This is a genomic window from Candidatus Aegiribacteria sp., from assembly GCA_021108435.1.
GTDB lineage: Bacteria > Fermentibacterota > Fermentibacteria > Fermentibacterales > JCC-6 > Aegiribacteria.
In genome coordinates, this window is sequence record JAIOQY010000184.1 from 1 (window position 1) to 17,772 (window position 17,772).

General features: G+C 45.6%; 8 protein-coding genes and 2 pseudogenes. All 10 read right to left on the minus strand.

Features of this window, described 5'->3' with window-relative positions; all coding sequences use genetic code 11:
* Positions 1-267: 267 nt before the first annotated feature.
* Positions 268-348, minus strand: a pseudogene (locus tag K8R76_10745) (prepilin-type N-terminal cleavage/methylation domain-containing protein).
* 850 nt (positions 349-1,198) lie between these two features.
* Positions 1,199-1,288, minus strand: a pseudogene (locus K8R76_10750) (prepilin-type N-terminal cleavage/methylation domain-containing protein).
* Positions 1,289-1,553: 265 nt separating this feature from the next.
* Positions 1,554-2,870: a hypothetical protein gene (locus tag K8R76_10755; GenBank protein ID MCD4848654.1), complete on the minus strand. Its 1,317-nt coding sequence runs from the start codon at positions 2,868-2,870 to the stop codon at positions 1,554-1,556.
* A gap of 54 nt (positions 2,871-2,924) precedes the next feature.
* Positions 2,925-4,334 (minus strand): sigma-54 dependent transcriptional regulator, encoded by a 1,410-nt coding sequence (locus tag K8R76_10760; GenBank protein ID MCD4848655.1) that lies wholly within the window; start codon positions 4,332-4,334, stop codon positions 2,925-2,927.
* Positions 4,327-5,991 carry a hypothetical protein gene (locus K8R76_10765; GenBank protein MCD4848656.1) on the minus strand — a complete coding sequence of 555 codons (1,665 nt, stop codon included), beginning with the start codon at positions 5,989-5,991 and terminating at the stop codon, positions 4,327-4,329. The genes K8R76_10760 and K8R76_10765 overlap by 8 nt, the downstream gene beginning before the upstream one ends.
* 54 nt (positions 5,992-6,045) lie before the next feature.
* The gene (locus tag K8R76_10770; GenBank protein MCD4848657.1) at positions 6,046-7,254 is read right to left on the minus strand and encodes a type II secretion system F family protein; all 1,209 of its coding nucleotides are present in this window, start codon (positions 7,252-7,254) and stop codon (positions 6,046-6,048) included.
* Between the two features lie 16 nt (positions 7,255-7,270).
* Positions 7,271-8,341, minus strand: coding sequence for a type IV pilus twitching motility protein PilT (locus tag K8R76_10775; GenBank protein ID MCD4848658.1), 1,071 nt, complete (start codon positions 8,339-8,341; stop codon positions 7,271-7,273).
* A 1-nt stretch (position 8,342) separates the two neighbouring features.
* On the minus strand, positions 8,343-10,145 hold the full coding sequence (gene tadA, locus K8R76_10780) for a Flp pilus assembly complex ATPase component TadA (protein ID MCD4848659.1): 1,803 nt from the start codon (positions 10,143-10,145) through the stop codon (positions 8,343-8,345).
* Between the two features lie 11 nt (positions 10,146-10,156).
* Positions 10,157-11,944: a Flp pilus assembly complex ATPase component TadA gene (tadA, locus tag K8R76_10785; GenBank protein ID MCD4848660.1), complete on the minus strand. Its 1,788-nt coding sequence runs from the start codon at positions 11,942-11,944 to the stop codon at positions 10,157-10,159.
* Between the two features lie 218 nt (positions 11,945-12,162).
* A complete protein-coding gene (locus K8R76_10790; protein ID MCD4848661.1) occupies positions 12,163-17,757 on the minus strand; it encodes a hypothetical protein in 5,595 nt (1,864 codons plus the stop codon).
* Between the last annotated feature and the right edge of the window lie 15 nt (positions 17,758-17,772).

The following is a 17,772-nucleotide window of genomic DNA, read 5'->3' on the forward strand; positions in this document are numbered from 1 at the left end:
TATGCCGTCAACCATGCTTCCATGATTCGGAGCACCATTTGGACAGGGAACAGTGTAATTATCTCCAGTATGAGCAATTGTGTAAAAGTTTGAGTTAGTGGGGCATATTAACAATGTTGCATTATTCAATATACCTGATGTCTCAAGCGCCCCAATAAGGCAGTATGTACTGTTAATTGCATAATAGATGGCTTCCGCATTCGCCAGTTGTCGCATATTGCTCCTGCACGCAACCTCGTTTGCCTGCTGCTTCACAGACGTGAACTTAGGTATAGCAATAGCGGAGAGTATACCGATTATCACAACGACAATCATGAGCTCTATCAGAGTGAAACCTTTTCCGAACATTTTACAACCCCATTCAGTTGCTACACAATTAAACTCTATCTCTATAAACACTTGCATAATACTTGCCATCATGATTCTGATCAGATTATTCAAAGATATTTAATATATTCCTCTATTTTTCCTTGATGTATTCGAATGCGAAATATTCAATTTCTCTCCTGTATTGCATTTTGCATGTAATTTGAGAAATTACTACTTCAAGTAAATATTGGAATTCTGGAAATCTTCGGATGGAGTTCAAATATCGCTTATTATCTTTTCGATCTGATCTCAGGATCATACTGAGGAAATCCTGATGCACTTTTCAGCTCTGATAAAAAGAGTAAGAAATATTAATATTCTCAGTCCGTGTTTGTGGACTTTCGTTGGAGACAGCAAGTGGGAAAATCGTATCAGTGATCCCCTGCAGCCGGATTCTACTGAAATATGCAGTCTAAACCTTAACCAGGAACTTTCATCAATATGACTTAAGTACGGTTGTTAAAGAAAGGGAGGGCACAACGATTCTCTCTGATAATGCATGATGGCGGCATGAAAATCATACCGCCATTTTTTCTAGAACTGAATCAGAAAACTACTGCCAGCTCATGATTCCGTCGCTAGCACTTCCATGAGGCGCGTTTCCACCAGTACCGTTACAGGTGATTGTATATGTGTCGCCTGGAACCGCGTAAACGTAAGCTGCATTATCAGACGGACATGTCATTGCAGCAGCGTTATCCATCACTTCACTACTGACAAGTCCTGCTTCGTTACCATAGAAGTTGTTAATGCCGTAGTACATGGACTCAGCAGTTGCAAGTGACCTCATGTTGCTTCTGCAGGAGACTTCCTCTGCCTGATCTTTAACACTTGAGAACTTCGGTATCGCTATGGCAGCAAGGATACCGATGATGACCACAACGATCATCAGCTCAATGAGTGTAAATCCTTTTTTCATGTTTTGTCCTTTCCGTTCGAGTTATCAGTTACATTCAGATTATATGCTTGCAACTAGACTTAAGCAATATGCTTACCAACCTGCTATATCTACTTATTATTATTCAATTTTAATGCATACATGCATTAAAGATGAAACTGGCACACTTTCTCTTGAGTTATATCTATTGCATTATGCAAGAGATAAGGTAATGGTGAACAAGCAGAAGAACACCGTATTTCAGCCTGCATGTCCCTATATAGTGAATAGCAGTGACTGTTACCATTTAATCGAAAAATACGGGGTGACCTGGATTGTCCTGCATTGTAGCGTTTATGAGCCTGCTCGCAAGCACTTCACGGGACATGCTGTAGTCACCAACATCAAGAACGCTTCTTGAAAGATCAACCTCAGGATTGAACCAGGTAGCCATTCTTTCAAACCATCCGGAGAAGTTCGCTGTAGAGAGCAGAACCATATCAGGCCTCCTGTCATCAACGTATTTCATGACCCAGCCACCATATAACAGATCATTGCTGCTGATGAACAGGATGGATTCAAGAGGAGCGGGAGCAAAACACTCAGTGATATTCTCAGATTGATCAATAAGAGGATTCCAGCAAATCACACCAGCTGCAAGAACAGCTCCAGCTAACACTATACCTGCACTTCTGCGCCATTTCTCAACGGCAGTAATCCCGATTATTGAAAGCACAAGTATTACAAGAAGTGACAGAACTGCGGTCTGAGAAGTTCCAGCTGCCATCGGATTAACAATCAGTACAAACAGCAGATCTGCAATAAACAGAATTCCCAGTTTTGACAGAAGATACCTGTTCTCTTTGTACGTCCGAATTATTCCAATCAATGCCGGAAGCAGAAGAACCGGCCAGAACACCTTCAATAATGCACTGAAATGGCGAAAGATCGAATTGAGTGAAAGGCTCCCCATGCTGCTGCCGTAAACTTCTCTGTATCCTCCGGCAGTAACCTGCCTGAGGAAATCAGTAATAGATCCGGGATTGCCCCAGTCAACAATTGCTCCGGAAACCGAATATACCGGCAGAGCAAGATATAGACTGCATCCAAGAATCAGGCCGCCAATAAATAGCGAAGCTGAATCCTTCTTCCAGCTGAACAGTATCGGCAGAAATATCCCCTGCGGGTGAATCGCCAGCGCCAGTCCCATCAGATAACCGGCTTCAAGACCCAGAGAAGGTTTTCTGTACAAAGTAATCGCAAATATCAAAAATAAAGGTCCGTAAGCATCCCAGGCTAACAGCCTTTCAGTCAGAGATGGTAGTAAAAGTATACCTGTGGTGAATAACATTATCGAAATTGTTATTTTTCTGTTGATCAGTTTCAGCGCCAGTACTGCGAATAAAGCAAAAAGAACACGCAGTCCTTCCCTGCCGAAAAGAATCCAGGATACTCTTGACGACAGACTGAGCAATGGAAGTCCGGGAGGGTGGTTTGTACCGCCCAGACGGGCAACTGTCAGGAACTCCCCGCCATCTTCAACAGGAATACCTGTCTGGCCTGAAAGAAATGCTATGAAGAAGAGCAGAAGGAATATGGCTGCTGCTGTGAGCGGTTTAGTCATAAGGACACATTAAGTACAGGGGACACGCATAGAGTTGCATGTCCCCGTTCGCTGTCATTGGTTTTCCCGGTCTTTCGCGTATTTTTCCAGTTTTCTGTAGAGTGTGCTCTCGTTAATGCCGAGCAATTTTGCTGCAAGTCGTTTCTGACCTCTGGATCGATGTTCCAGTACATACAGCGTATATGCCTTCTCTATTTCGTCGAGAGTTGGTGTGTCTTTCCCTGCGGGAACAGCTGATTCAGCTTCTGAGGTTTTTTCCTCGAAAACACCTGAGTCTGTAACTGCTTGCTCCTTGATGAAGTCGGGAAGGTCAGTAAAAGTGATCTCGCTCCCGCTTGTCATAACGCAGACACGCTCAACTACATTTTCGAGTTCTCTGACATTGCCGGGCCAGCTGTAACAAATCAGAGCTTCTCTTGCCTCTCCGGTGATTGTTCTGGCGGTTTCCCCGGTCTCTTCATAATAATCTTTAATAAACTTATCAAGCAGAATTGGTATATCCGATGATCTGTCCCGGAGCGCCGGAACATGAAGAGGAATCACATTAAGCCGGTAATAAAGGTCGGGTCTGAAATCATCTCTGCTGACCATCTCTTTCAGATTGGCGTTAGTTGCCGCTATGATCCTGGCATCGAAGGATATGTGTTTCGTGCCTCCTACCGGAAGCACCTGGTGTTCCTGCAGGGCTCTAAGCAGTTTTACCTGCAGTTCCCTGTCAAGCTCGCCAACTTCGTCAAGGAAGAATGTTCCACCCTTTGCCGCAACCAGAAGACCCTCCTTGTCTCTGTGAGCACCTGTGAAAGAACCCTTCAGGTGGCCGAACAGTTCACTTTCAAGAAGGCTGTGAGAAAAACTGCCGCAGTTGACACCGAGAAATGGTTTATCAGCTCTTGGGCTTATTGAATGAATTGCTCTGGCTATGAGTTCCTTCCCGGTACCGCTCTCTCCTGTTATTAAAATTGTGCTGTCTTTATCGGCAACCATCCGGACTTCATCAAGAAGATCGATTATCGGCTTTGATTTCCCGATTATTCCCTCTATACTGAAACGTGAGCGGATTTTTTTCCTCAGCTCTTTGTTCTCTTTCCTGATCTTCTGTTCACCAAGAGCTTTCTCTATTGCTACAAGAAGCTGATCAACTTCAAAAGGTTTGATCAGATAATCAGTAGCGCCTTTGCGCATTGCCTGGACTGCTGAATCAACACTGGAAAATGCTGTTATTACAATACTTATCAATTCAGGAGATTTTTCACGAAGCCTGGACAGAACCTCAAGTCCGCTGATGCCCGGCATCTTGACATCAACTACAAGAATATCCGGCATATTCTTTCTGCCTTCTGCTACCGCTTTCCTGCCATCGGAGAAACACTTAACCGAATAATCCTGCTGTTCAAGGAGAATCGAGAGCCATTCAAGCATCGGTTTCTCATCATCCACGATCATGACTGAAAGCTGATTATCCATGCTCGATACCTCCGGTTTCGTATGCAACAACGTCAGGTGGAGCAATTGGAATTATTACTCTCACCGTTGTTCCCTTTCCTGAAGCAGACTCTATGTCCATTCTGCCATTATGATCCCGAGCGACTCTTCTCGCAACATACAGCCCGAGACCTGTTCCCTCATCTTTCGTAGTGAAGAAGGGATCGTAAATATCATTCATAACAGTATCCTTAATGCCAGGTCCATTATCCGTCACAATAAATTCAGCCATGCCCTGCATCTGTGATTTCATGAGAGAAATACCTATCCTGCCATCAGGCTTGTTCTCCAGAACTTCAACACTGTTGCGAATAATATTCGATAATAACTGAACAAGGCGTGATTGATTTCCAAAAACGATGAAATTGCCTTCAATATCCAGTTCAATTTCTGTCTGCCAGCCAAAGCCCTGTTTTGCCACATCAACCGCTTCCATGGCGACGGCTTCGAGTGAAACAGGATTAGTATACAGAACATTGCTCTTTCTGGATAGTTCGAGGTATCCCTCGATTATTTCCGAGATCCTCTTTGCCTGACTGCTTATGAGTTCTGTCATTCTGTCTGTCTTTTTCCAGTCAATTGATCCCATTTTCAATATATGAGCTGCACCGCTCATTGAGGCCAGCGGATTCCTGATTTCATGCGCGAGCGTACTGGACAGCTTGCCGATCGCAGCAAGTTTTTCCCGCTCCTGTAATCGTTTCTTCAGTTCGACTGTTTCCGTTATATCCGTCAGTGCGGCAAGGGCTCCGGCAGACTTGCCGTAATGATCGAGAAGTGTACCCATTCTGCATTCAATAACTCTGTTTCCCAGGATTATCTCGATAATTGAGGGCATTCCTTCGGATATCTGGTACTCTTTCAGCATAGTGTAGATATCCGTATTAGATATAGTCTTACGCCAGTTCTCATCAAGAGACAGAATCCGGAGACCAGATCGGTTAATACTGATTGGAGAGCCGGAGTTATTAATCACGAGAACTCCATCTGACAGGCTTTCCAGTATCTCCCTGGACATACTCCTGGCCTCCCGGAGTTCACTGAGAATTACTTCAGCTCTGCCTTTTTCAAAAAGAAGGTGCTCTGAGAGGTATCCGGTGACAAGCCCTGTTATCATCAGGAGACCGGCGTAAATCATTACGAACAGAAGCGCGTATTGGAAAGATACATTGGATGGAATGACTTCTACTAAACCCTCCAGGGAACCTCCTGCAGGACCGATATTCAGTATTCCTGAAATCGTTGAGTAAGCAAGCGCAGCTATCATCAGAGAATCGAGAACCGCCATGATTGCTCCACCCCTGATACCCAGATAGACACCTGCTCCGAATGTATGAATAAAGAAAAAGACCGTGAAAGGACCATCGAAATTGCCAGCCATCCGGATAAGGATCGCAGCCAGAATTGAATCGAGGGTGAAGAGAATCCAGATCTGCCATTCCCGTTCTTTCCAGATCTTTCTGCACAGCATGTCCATTATTATTGACAGAACTACCGCAATGCCGACAGAGAAGTAGATTCCACCGACTCTTGTCCATCCGAGAAACAGAATACCCAGCAGAACAAAGAGACCGAAGACAATGAAGCGCCCCACCTGAAGCCAGGCGCGGCGCCCCATTCTTAGAATTCCATTACTCATACGATATTGTCCCTGCAGCACGACAGAGGAGTACTACTTTTCCAGCAACAGTTATTACGCTCCCACCGTACCGATGAGGTCGAAAATCGGGAGATACATGGCTATCACGATACCTCCCACGATTACACCCAGGACTATGATCATAATGGGTTCGAGAGTTGCAGTAAGACCCGCAACTGCTGTGTCCACTTCTTCTTCATAGAAGTCGGCAACTTTAAGAAGCATTGTATCAAGCCCGCCGGTTTCTTCTCCAACAGCTATCATCTGAGTCACCATTCCTGGAAATACACCGGAAGCTTCAAGAGGATTCGAGATATTCTCTCCTCCGGAAATACTTCCCCTGGCTTCCATAATGGCATCCGCGACTACTCTGTTACCCGAAGTCTTTGAAGTGATACTCAGACCGTCAAGGATTGACACTCCGCTTGATATAAGAGTACCAAGAGTCCTTGTGAACCTGGCAATAGACATTTTTCTGAGGAGCATTCCGAAGATAGGCATCTTTAGTTTGACTGAATCAATTACTTTTTCACCGTTCTTTGTCCTGTAGTACAACTTGTATCCGGTAATCAGGGCTGCAAATCCAAGGAGAATGAATAACAGGTTTTCCTGTACAAACTCCGATGCTCCTACGACAATCTGAGTAGGCGCTGGAAGTTCTCCACCCATATCGGCGAACATCTGCTCGAATATCGGTATGACAAACAGAAGAAGAGCCATCACAACCACAACAACCACGATGAGTACGACAAGTGGATACATCATGGCGGATTTGATTTTCCCTTTCAGTGCTGCTGCTTTCTCCAGATGCGTTGAGAGCCTGTTCAGGATTGTATCAAGAATACCTCCCTGCTCGCCTGCTGCAACCATGTTGACGTACAGATCACTGAAAATCCTGCTATGCTTTCCGAGGGATTCAGCCAGTGTTCCACCCTTTTCCACATCAGCTGTCACTTCCTCAATAGCATCTGAGAAAATCCTGTTTTCCTGCTGAGCGCTCAGTATCTGAAGGCATTTAACCAATGGAAGCCCGGCATTGATCATTACAGCAAACTGACGGGTGAATGCGGCAAGATCCTTGTCTTTAATACCTGTACCAATTGTTCCAAAGGTGGCCAGGTCAAATCCTTTGCCGGTTACCTTTATATTGCTGACACCTCTCTGGGCGAGGAGTTCCTGCGCATCTGCCTTTTTCGCGGCAGTAATCTTTCCCGACATTCTCCTGCCGGCTCTATTTGTTCCTTCCCATTTGAACTCAGGCATTTTCAGCCTCCTGTCATTATAAGATATCCCGACCCGTTGCGATCATCTGTTCAAGTTCAGCGGCATCGTTCGAACGTTCAAGAGCAACTTCTCTGGTTATTTCCTTTTTCTTATACATGATAAGCAAAGCCTGATTCATTGTCTGCATGCCATGTTTGTGTCCAGCCTGCATCATTCCGTATATCTGATGAAGTTTGTCCTGCCTGATCGTGGCTTTAACGGCTGGAGTGCAGACCAGAACTTCCGCGCAAAGAACCCTGCCGTGTCCTCTGGCTTTTGGCACAAGCTGCTGCGTTAGAACACCAAGGGTCACAAACGAGAGCTGACTCCTGACCTGATCCTGACTCTGAGCTGGAAATGAATCGATGATTCTGTTAATTGATTCGTAAGTTGAATTAGTGTGCAACGTAGCCATCGTGAGGTGCCCTGTCTCGGCAATGTTAAGAGCAACCTGCATTGTCTCCATGTCTCTCATCTCGCCAATCAGGACGACATCGGGATCCTGCCGGAGAACGTATCGAAGTGAATTGCCGAAGGATGTTGTGTCCTGTCCTATCTCGCGCTGGTTGATAATACCCTTGTCATGATGATGGACGTATTCGATAGGATCTTCAATCGTAATTATATGACAGTGCCTTGATGTATTTATCTTACGGATAATAGAGGCCAGTGTAGTTGACTTGCCGCATCCCGTTGGACCTGTCACCAGAATAAGTCCCTGGCGTTTCTCCGCGAGAACACTGACTACCGGAGGAAGACCGAGTTCTTCAAAACCGAGTATCTCATGCGGAATAGACCTTATGGCACATGCCACGCAGCCGCGTTGAAGAAAAACATTAGCCCTGAATCTGGAAAGTCCTTTGATTCCAAAAGCGAAATCTAGTTCCTTCTCAAGTTCAAACCTTTTTTTCTGCTCATCTTTCAGCAAACTGTAAACAAGATTCTGAGTATCCTGAGCAGTGAGAGGATCGTACTCCATTCTGTCTAGTTCCCCGTCTATTCTGACAACGGGAGGAGTTCCTACAGTAAGGTGAAGGTCTGTAGCGCGTCTTTCCATCATTTCTTTTAATAGAGTCTTTATAATCATATCAGGCCGAATGTCCTTCCCTCTTTTGTTGCTTGTCCCTGGCTTTATTCGCCGCTGCAGCCTTGAGAACCCCAGGCTCATCTTCCGTGGTTACTCTCATTACTTCTTCCAGGGTAGTAATGCCGGCTTTCAATTTTTCGACTGCATCCATTCTGAGTGTTCTCATTCCATTCTTAACACCCATTGTTCTTAATTCTCCAGCAGTTACTCTATCAATGATAGACTGTTTTATATTCTTGTCAATCGATAGAACTTCGTAAAGCCCTATCCTTCCCCGGTAACCAGTACCGCTGCAGCTGCTACAGCCTTTCCCAATATACGTTATATAATTTTTCATCTCCCCGGGATCAATTCCTGCAGCCAGATACTCCTTATCGCTGTACTCATGAGGTGTTTTGCAATGCTTACATATTTTCTTGACCAGCCGCTGAGCCATGATGGTTCTAACCGCAGAAGCCACAAGAAATGGCTTAATACCAATATCAACAAGCCTGTTCACCGTGCTTGGAGCATCATTCGTATGAATAGTGGAAAAAACCAGGTGTCCGGTCAGTGCAGCTTTTATTGCTATCGAAGCCGTCTCCAGATCTCTGATCTCACCAACCATAATGATATTGGGATCCTGCCTTAGAATCGCTCGGAGGGCAGTTGCAAAATCGTACCCCATGCTGAAATCTATCTGTGTTTGTGTAAGACCCTCAATACTGTATTCTACAGGTTCTTCTGCGGTATGGATATTTCTATTATCCGTGTTCAGCGAACTGAGCGCTGAATACAGCGTCGTGGTTTTCCCGCTTCCTGTAGGTCCGGTTACAAGAACAATTCCAAAGGGGGAATTGACTCCCTGCATGAAGACTTTCAGAGCTTCTTCAGGAAATCCAAGCTCTCTGAGATCGAACTCCAGGCTTCCTCGGTCAAGTATCCTGAGAACTATTTTCTCACCGTTAACTGTGGGAACCGCGCTTACTCTGAAATCAATCCATCTTCCGTCGATTCTGGCCTTTATTCGACCGTCCTGCGTCTTTCTGCGTTCAGCAATATTCATGCCTGCCATGATCTTGAAACGACTGAGAATCTGCGGCTGTATTTTCTTGGGGAGCTTTCGCACAACAAAACAGGCTCCATCCCGTCTGTATCTTATCTGGAGGTAGTTCTCGTAGGGTTCAATATGAATATCACTAATCTCTGTCCGCACAGCTTTTGCTATGATTTCGTTAACAAACCCGACAATAGGACCGTCTACCGCTCCTGCGTACTCTTCTTCCAGATCCGATTCGAAATCCTCTTCTTCTTCCGGATCAAGGGATTCAACAATCTCCAGTTCATCAAGTTCACTGCTGTAATCATCAATCTGATCCTTTACCGAAACAAGAGAGTCAGCTTTTCCATAGAGTTCATCCTGTGCTCTTCTTACTGCAGGCGGCGCGGAAGCGTAAACGATAACTTCCTTCCCGGTAGCGAATTTCACTTCATCAACTGCGTACAGATCTCCTGGAGAGCCCATTGCTATATAAAAGTATTCCCTGTCCACCTTGATTGGTGAAATCAGGTATTTCCGGGCAAGATCTTCCGGCAGCGATTCAGCAAGCCTGGAATCAATTTCTATTTCATTGATATATATAGGTTTAACAGAGTATATTTCTGAAAGGAACTCAGTAACAAGATCCTCAGGTACAATTCCCGCTGATATCAGCTGATCCGCAAGTTCGATTTCACCAGGACCATATTCCTTAATTACCTGATCAATTTCATCCTGGCTGACCATTCCTGATTCAAGCAGCATTATTCCCAGTCTGCTTAACACTTATTCCTCCATCAGAAACTCGAAATTGTTTCTCTAATTACTTCATCGTATGTGGTCTCTCCGCGCTCAAGCTTTCGAAGAGCGGATTCTCTCAGATTTATCATACCCTTTGATAATGCGGCCTTTTCTATTTCAAGACTGTTGGCATCACCCTCGATCAGCTGTCTTATTTCTTCATCGACGCTCATAACTTCAAAAATCCCTATCCTGCCCTTGAATCCGGTATTGTTGCAGTACGAACATCCTGTACCTTCGAACAGCTTAACATTTCGGAAACGTTCCGGATCAATCCCGGCGTCCGAAAGTACTTCATCAGGAATATGGATTTCAGTTTTACATTTAGAACAGATTTTCCTGATCAATCTCTGGGAAGCGATACATGCCAGTGAAGTGCTGAGCATGAACGGTTCGGTTCCAATATCTATAAGCCTGTTAATTGTACTTGGAGCATCATTCGTATGAGTTGTTGAAAGAACAAGATGCCCTGTCAATGCTGCTCTGATGGAAATCTCAGCTGTCTCCTTATCCCGGATTTCTCCAACCATGATAATATCGGGATCCTGTCTGAGATAGGCTCTGAGAGCATTGGCGAATGTTAATCCAACATCGGAGTTCATCTGAACCTGGTTGATTCCTTTAAGATTGAACTCTACCGGGTTCTCAGCGGTCATTATATTCACTTCGATATCATTCCGCTCGGTTAGAGCGGAATAGAGTGTTGTTGTTTTTCCGCATCCTGTGGGACCTGTAACAAGAACGATCCCGAAAGGTCTTCTGATAGCCTTTCTGAATATTTTCAGGGGTTCTTCCTCGAAACCCAGTTTTTCCAGATCAAGAACGACCTTGGATCGATCAAGAAGCCTGACTTCGACTTTCTCCCCGAACAGAGTCGGAAGTGTTGCAAGCCGCAAATCAACAAATCTGTCTCCAACCAGGATCTTCTGCCGTCCATCCTGTGGAAGATGATGATCCGCGATATTCATGCCGCCAAGAATTTTCAACCTGCTGACCATAGCTGAACGGTATTTTCTGCTGGGACGCATTACTTCATGCAGGACACCGTCAATTCTGAATCTAACCCTGATATACCGCTCGAATGGTTCAAAATGTATATCACTGGCTCCTCTGCGGACAGCATCAGCGATCAGACTGTTAATAAGTTTAACTACGGGAGAATCAGATAGATCCAGAGCTATATCCTCCTCTTCGAATTCTTCCTCTTCCGTATCCTCGACGATCATTGACTCAAAGACTTCATCTCCCACGAGCAGGTCAACACCTTCGATCCTTTCTTCATCAATATCTGTAATAGACGTATGAACCGAACTTCCAACTTTCGCACGGCTTTCATCAACAGGTACAAGCGCCTCTGAATTCTCATAATACTTTCCAAGCGCTCTTCGAATCATGCTGGACGCGGTTATATGTGGCTCAATATCCATCCCGAGCGAGAATCTAAGATCATCAATCGCAAAAAGATTGTGAGGATCTGTCATGGCCACGATTAATTTTCTACCGACAATCTCAATAGGAATGACTTCATATCTGCGCGCAACATCACCGGATATCAGGTGAATAATGTTTTCATCAATATCTATTTCATCAAGATTAGCGCTTTCAATATTCTGCTGTCGTGCCAGAAACTTATTGAGATCATTTTCTGAAATGGCATTACTGCTCACCAGATAGTAGCCCAGTCTGGCGCCACCTTCATTCTGCTGATTGAGAGCATTTTCAAGCTGCTTATTTGATATCATCCCGGAATCAAGAAGAATTTGACCAATTCTGATGTTCATCAAGCCTCCGATACTATCCAGACAGATGATTTCCTTCGAGGTAATGAAAGGAGCCAATCACCTTCTGTCCAAATTCAATTTCATACCGTTCAAATCATAATTCCAGACAATGAAAAGCATATATAGAAAAAGCGTGATTGACCAGAGGGATTTTTTACTTGAAATATCATAAGCATTCCGGCCAACTGATTGAAGTGTGTATCAGGACGAAGCAAATACCGTCAGAAATTGATAATAACCCAGATATTCATTCCGATATCCCGCTGATTGTACTGGGAATTAACTCTGTCGGTCTTCCATCCGTAAATTCCTGTCAATCCGGCGGTGACAGAACCGAAATCGTAGTTAATGGCGGGTTCAATTCTCCATTCTTCCCTGTCGGATTGAAGCTGGTTTCCATAACCGCTGCTTATAAGTTCGCTTGTGGTTCTGGATCTGGTGAGGCTCAGACTAGTCGTGAGATCACTCTGAAAACTTATGCGAAGCTTGTCAAGAAGAGGAAGAGGAATCGCAAATCCTCCCGGAGCGCTGAATGAATACTGTACTCTGAATTGTAAGCTGTTGTTATTGCTTCTTGTTTCCGTCTGTGTGCCTGTATAGTTCTTCGAGACAGTATTTGTCAGATTGTCACTGATCGTAATTTGAATATCGTTCTTAAGAGTCACGTTTATACTGAGCAGAGGAGACCAGCGTGTTGAAGTCGTTTTCGTAGTTGGAATATATATATCACTTTCATATCTGCCGCTTTCAGTAGTCTCGATCTTGTATCCTGAACTCACTGTCCCGTTTCTCAGGAAATCCCTTAAACCGGCCAGCCCGTTCAATCCTGACCAGGATAATATTACGGATGGCCAGGTTTTTGATCTCTGATTATTCCAGAATCCGGAATACATCGTTTTTGAGTCAGAAGATCTGTACTCCAGGCGCACCGACATTGAAGATACAGGTCTGAAACCTCCTGTTATCTGGAGGTTCCATCCCTCTGTCCTGTCCCAGGGCGTGATATCATCCAGAACAGGATTCAGACCGGTCTGATACCGCCATCCTGGAAGGAAATCCATATCTCTGTATTCGCTTCCCTCCGTTTCTGAATAAACAATATTTGGATCAGTTATCAGGTTGGCCCATCGTTCCAGTTTCATGAGGAACCACCGGGGACTTCCGGGTTCGGCTTCTTCATCCAATCTTTCATCTCTCAACCTTGCCAGGCTTCTGATTGTATGGACAAGACCAATTCGGACATTGATCCTTCGAGTTGATGAAACTGAGAACTTCGGCAATCCAAGTGTATCAGCCCCGGATGTCGTATGAGGAGCCAGCCTTGATGCGTGATAGTTAACATCGTAGGAAAACCTGGGTTTAAGATAATTGAAAAGATTGATATCCTGAGAAATACTGATATTCTGATTTCTGGAAATCTCCCGCCCGATATTCACACCGATATTGCCTTCCCAGGGATAGAGAAGATCCCGCAGAAGCGAAAGAGAACCGCTGGCTGAAAAACCTTTCCAGACATTAAAAGTGAGTGTACCGCTTGATGAGAGGGTTGATACCGTAGTAGCTCTTGTCTGAACACTATCACCGTTTGCGAAGCTCCATCGTGTATCCCAGCTGTTATGTCTGGATAATGACCAGGCGACTCTTGTTGGTCGAAGTCTGAAAAATTCAATGATCGGCAGACTGAGCAGCTGCATTCTGCCGGGTGCAAGATCGTAAGACAGTGTTCCCTCAGCAGTACTGGCAGTATCTCGATACGTAGGAGACATTCCATAATTTCTGGAGTAAGTATGGATAAACCTGAATGGATCTATCAGATATCTGCCTGGCCATTCCTCCGCCCTGCTGTTTTTCCTCCACTGGAATCCGGTACTCCATCTCCTGGTCTGAGTTCTTTCATCCCAGGATTCATCATCATCAAGTCTTAGATCAGATCCTGATTGAAATCGAGGCCTGGATATATCCATAGACCATGAATAATTCGCAGGAATGGAAAGCGACCACAGTGGAGGAGTGAAGCGATCCAGATGGAGAGTAGCGAGAGCATCGTAGCTGGTCGTCGTAAACCCCTGCCCGGACCTGCTTCCAAGACCGTGGAAATCGGAATCTACTTCTCTGTAATCACCACTGAGTGACAGGAGATCAGCCAAATCGACACTTGCTGTAATTCTGTGTGCGGTTCCGGTATTATCCCACGGCTGGTGAAGCGTGATATCATCGATCCAAACCATTGTATTCAGAAATTCTCTTGTTTCGCTCTGAAGCCCAAGTGACATTTCCATGATCTTCGCAAGATTGGGGGAGCCTTTTACAGCAAGGTCACCCTCGCTGAGATAATCAAGGCGCAATTCATCTTTTTGGATCTTGAGATCCACCAGATCATCAAGATATATCTCGATAATCTGCCATCCATCCTCAACATCAACTGCGATCTCATAATAATTCAGGCTGTCAGTGCCGAGTCTGTATACTAATTCGGATTCACTTCTTTCCTCTCCGTGCACAAGGAACCTGATCTGCTTATAAGCTGTGAAATCTTCGCTGCTGTAGAAGCTCTGAGTCGCGATTCCGATATGCCCCAGCCTGATATCAACTGCCTGAAGGGACAGGGACTGCTCCAGCCTGCGGTCGCCATATTCATCATCCCCGTGATCTACTGAGGGTGGCGGATCGTTTGCATAGTCAGGATTGTCCTTATTGTTCACCGTTGAGACAAACAGCTTTTCTGATTCGAATACAGGGGTTCCGGATGTATCGGAGAGAATTACTCCTATCTCTTCCCAGCGATTTCCGATTATCGAGAAATCGTATATCTGAACGGTATCCACGGCTGTAAATCCATCCATCCAGATTCGGGCATAACTGATTTTCTCCCATGTTGGTGTACCTGATACAAGATCGGGAATTGAAACGAGAGAAGTGTCTCCCAGCGGGATCTCCAGAAGCATCCAGCCGTGTTCATTCGGTCCTGATATGATATACTCTTCGTCATCAAGAGGAATTCTGATCCGGAAAAATGAATTTGACCTGTCCAGAATACCGTTGGTGTTGAGATCCTCAGTATCCAGACTGTTGTTACCCTGCGTACCGTTTACACTGGTATATCTTTCAGAAGGTGGATCGTTTCCATCGTAATAGTAGTTGTCCCTGTTGGGATCACCCCCCTCTGGGGGATTCTCCTCATCATCCCATAGAATATCCAGACCGGTATCCTCATCATTGGCAAGAATTCCGTCCCGGTTCAAATCCTCCGTATCAAGTTCACCGTTTGCTCTTCTCGCCAGTTCTCCGGCTGTTCTTTCAAGCCAGTAGGAGTCCTCATCTATTCTTTCCCCGAGGTCCAGACAGATGTTCGCGTTCGCTGCATCACCTGTGAATCTGACATACAGCCTGATATGCGTCTTACGGGAGAAATCGATTCCGTACTTGTCAACGCAGCGCATCACTCCGCCCCAGGAGTTCGGATTATAATTTTCGGGCTGGAAGAATAATTCCAGAACATTGTTCACATAGTTATCCGCCTCGTTACCGGTTGCGCTGGATACAATTTCACCGAGCTTCCACCTTCTGTATGTGTTGTACCATCGAAGAACTCCAGCAGGATGAATCAGTGAGGAAACATCCAGTGGCATGCTGGAGAGATGCCATGCAGCTCGGCTCTGGCCCAGGGGAAATGATGATTCTGCACCTTCCATATCATCAATGTAAGCTACACCATTTACATTCGGATTCGGAAAGCTCATGGCAATCTCTCCGGATAGAGTAGCGTTGCTTTCCGCTTCAGTGTTTATTCCGGGTATGATATTCGCGAAATCAGTCAGGAATCCTGGTTTTACTTCAAAATGGGCATCCACATCAGCAACCAGGGTTCTTGTCGACTCCTCCCCTATCCTTGGTCTGTCCCCCGGAGTACTGGCGCTTTCGAACATCACCGTTGCTCCAAGCCAGGAGTCTGATCCGATACCGTATACAGCTCGTGTTCCAACAAGGGTTTTCTTCTGAGACGCGAAAAGAGGGATGTATTCGTATGTAACACGCAGAACATTACTCGGATTCTGTGCGTCCTCCGCTGCCTCACCCATTAAAGTGAGGAGTCCGATTTCATATATGATCGTATAATCAACGTCTTTAACAAGTGTTCTGGCAATTCCCGCGACGGTCAGGGTTACCGTTTCACTGCCTGGAATAATCCCCATATGCCCCAGAGAGTAAGTGGTTGACGCCGCCCTGTAACCTACTTCGATAAAGTACTTGCTCTGCGCCGGAAGAGGATTGTTTTCCTCATAAATAGCCGGATTCTTCTCTTCAAGAACAGAACTGTCGAAAGGCCTTGTATCGGGAAACACAAGGAACCCGTTATCCCAGTCAACCGCATTTTCCTCATCTGCCAGTGATCCGTCACCGTTTGTATCAAGATCAAGAAGCTCGATGAAAGACACGCCTCCCTGAGTCTGGACTGGATCTTCTCCGGATCTTGTCAGGTAGATGTTACAGTTAAAACTCTCCTGCACGATATTGTTCGCTCCAAGAAAATACCTGTTCCGAAGCTCGTAATCCCATGTGAGATCAGTAGGCAGAGGATTGCTCTCCTTTATAAGCTTCAGATTCCAGTCGGTTCCGGTTCCAACATTTCCTATCGTATCTCCGGCTGTCGTAACCATCCAGATGGCCAGCATATAGTTATTATCTACAGGACTGGTGAAGCGTATTACTGTGGAATCAATCAGAACATAGTCCAGATCCGGTCCGGCTATCAGTTCATCCCAGTATCCTCCGGTATAGGTTTCTCCTCCTTCTATGTAATAGGCACTCTCCACTGCTCCGGTTTCCTCATTATTATTACCGTTAAGATCATCCTGAAATATCCTTATAGAAGCAATCTGTGGCTGAGGAAGAGAATCCGGTGATGTGAGAAAGAAGTAATTATTCGCGGGATGAATATCCAGAATGCTGTCAGCAACCAGTGTTGCCTGACCTACGAATTCAGAAGATTCAGTTGATCCAGCCTGCCTGCTCGCAATTGTTGTGATTTCCACAGGCCCCACCTGCGCGATGATCTTGGCGCCGAACAGACCCTGATGCGGAATACTGTATGAGACAAATTCCGGGCCGGTTATGGAGAGACTGACATCACCCATATCGATTCTCTGAATAATCTCGTCTTCGTATCCTTCGTACCTGAGACTGAGGCTGCTCTGAGGCCCCATTCTCCTCTCGCTGTCGTGATCAACATCTACATGAATCTTCTCGCCAATCGTGCCTTCAAGCTGGACTCTGAGCTGCTGCTCCATCTTGAGATCCGGGAACAATGACTGGCTCTGACCTTCCTGCTCAACCGCATTCGGCCTGTAATGAGTTATACCTGAGAGTGTGATTTTCTGATACCCGCTGATATCAATCTGCCCGCCCTCTCCAATTGCTCCGGCAAGTATCGGAGGCATATCGATCGGCAAGTAGATTGTCGGCACCAGAGATCCCTGCTCTCTGGTGGTCCTCAGGCAGGAGTTCCTGTTCACGCTCAGCCAGCTTCTCCGAAGAGACCACTCGATTGTTCGATCATTAATCTCGTCAAGCGGGAAACAGCCCAGACGGGATACGGGGATATCTCCGTAGAAAAGACGCCATGTAAGATAATCGCTCCTGAGTGAAGGCAGAAAACGCCATGAAACGCCAGGTTCTATAAGTACATGGCGGGATCGCTCAGTTTCCCATGGATACCGTGGAATGAGTTCAGGTGCACGAATGCCCACTGCCGAAACAGCAGAAACAGCAAGCACCAGCAAAAAAAGGTATGGTAGAAGTGTAGTTTTTATTTTCATCTCTGGGTTCTAGTC

Bases quoted from the DNA above. Each gene is read 5' to 3' on its own strand.
- K8R76_10755 (MCD4848654.1), bottom strand. From the start codon at position 2,870: ATGACTAAACCGCTCACAGCAGCAGCCATATTCCTTCTGCTCTTCTTC.
- K8R76_10760 (MCD4848655.1), bottom strand. From the start codon at position 4,334: ATGGATAATCAGCTTTCAGTCATGATCGTGGATGATGAGAAACCGATG.
- K8R76_10765 (MCD4848656.1), bottom strand. From the start codon at position 5,991: ATGAGTAATGGAATTCTAAGAATGGGGCGCCGCGCCTGGCTTCAGGTG.
- K8R76_10770 (MCD4848657.1), bottom strand. From the start codon at position 7,254: ATGCCTGAGTTCAAATGGGAAGGAACAAATAGAGCCGGCAGGAGAATG.
- K8R76_10775 (MCD4848658.1), bottom strand. From the start codon at position 8,341: ATGATTATAAAGACTCTATTAAAAGAAATGATGGAAAGACGCGCTACA.
- K8R76_10790 (MCD4848661.1), bottom strand. From the start codon at position 17,757: ATGAAAATAAAAACTACACTTCTACCATACCTTTTTTTGCTGGTGCTT.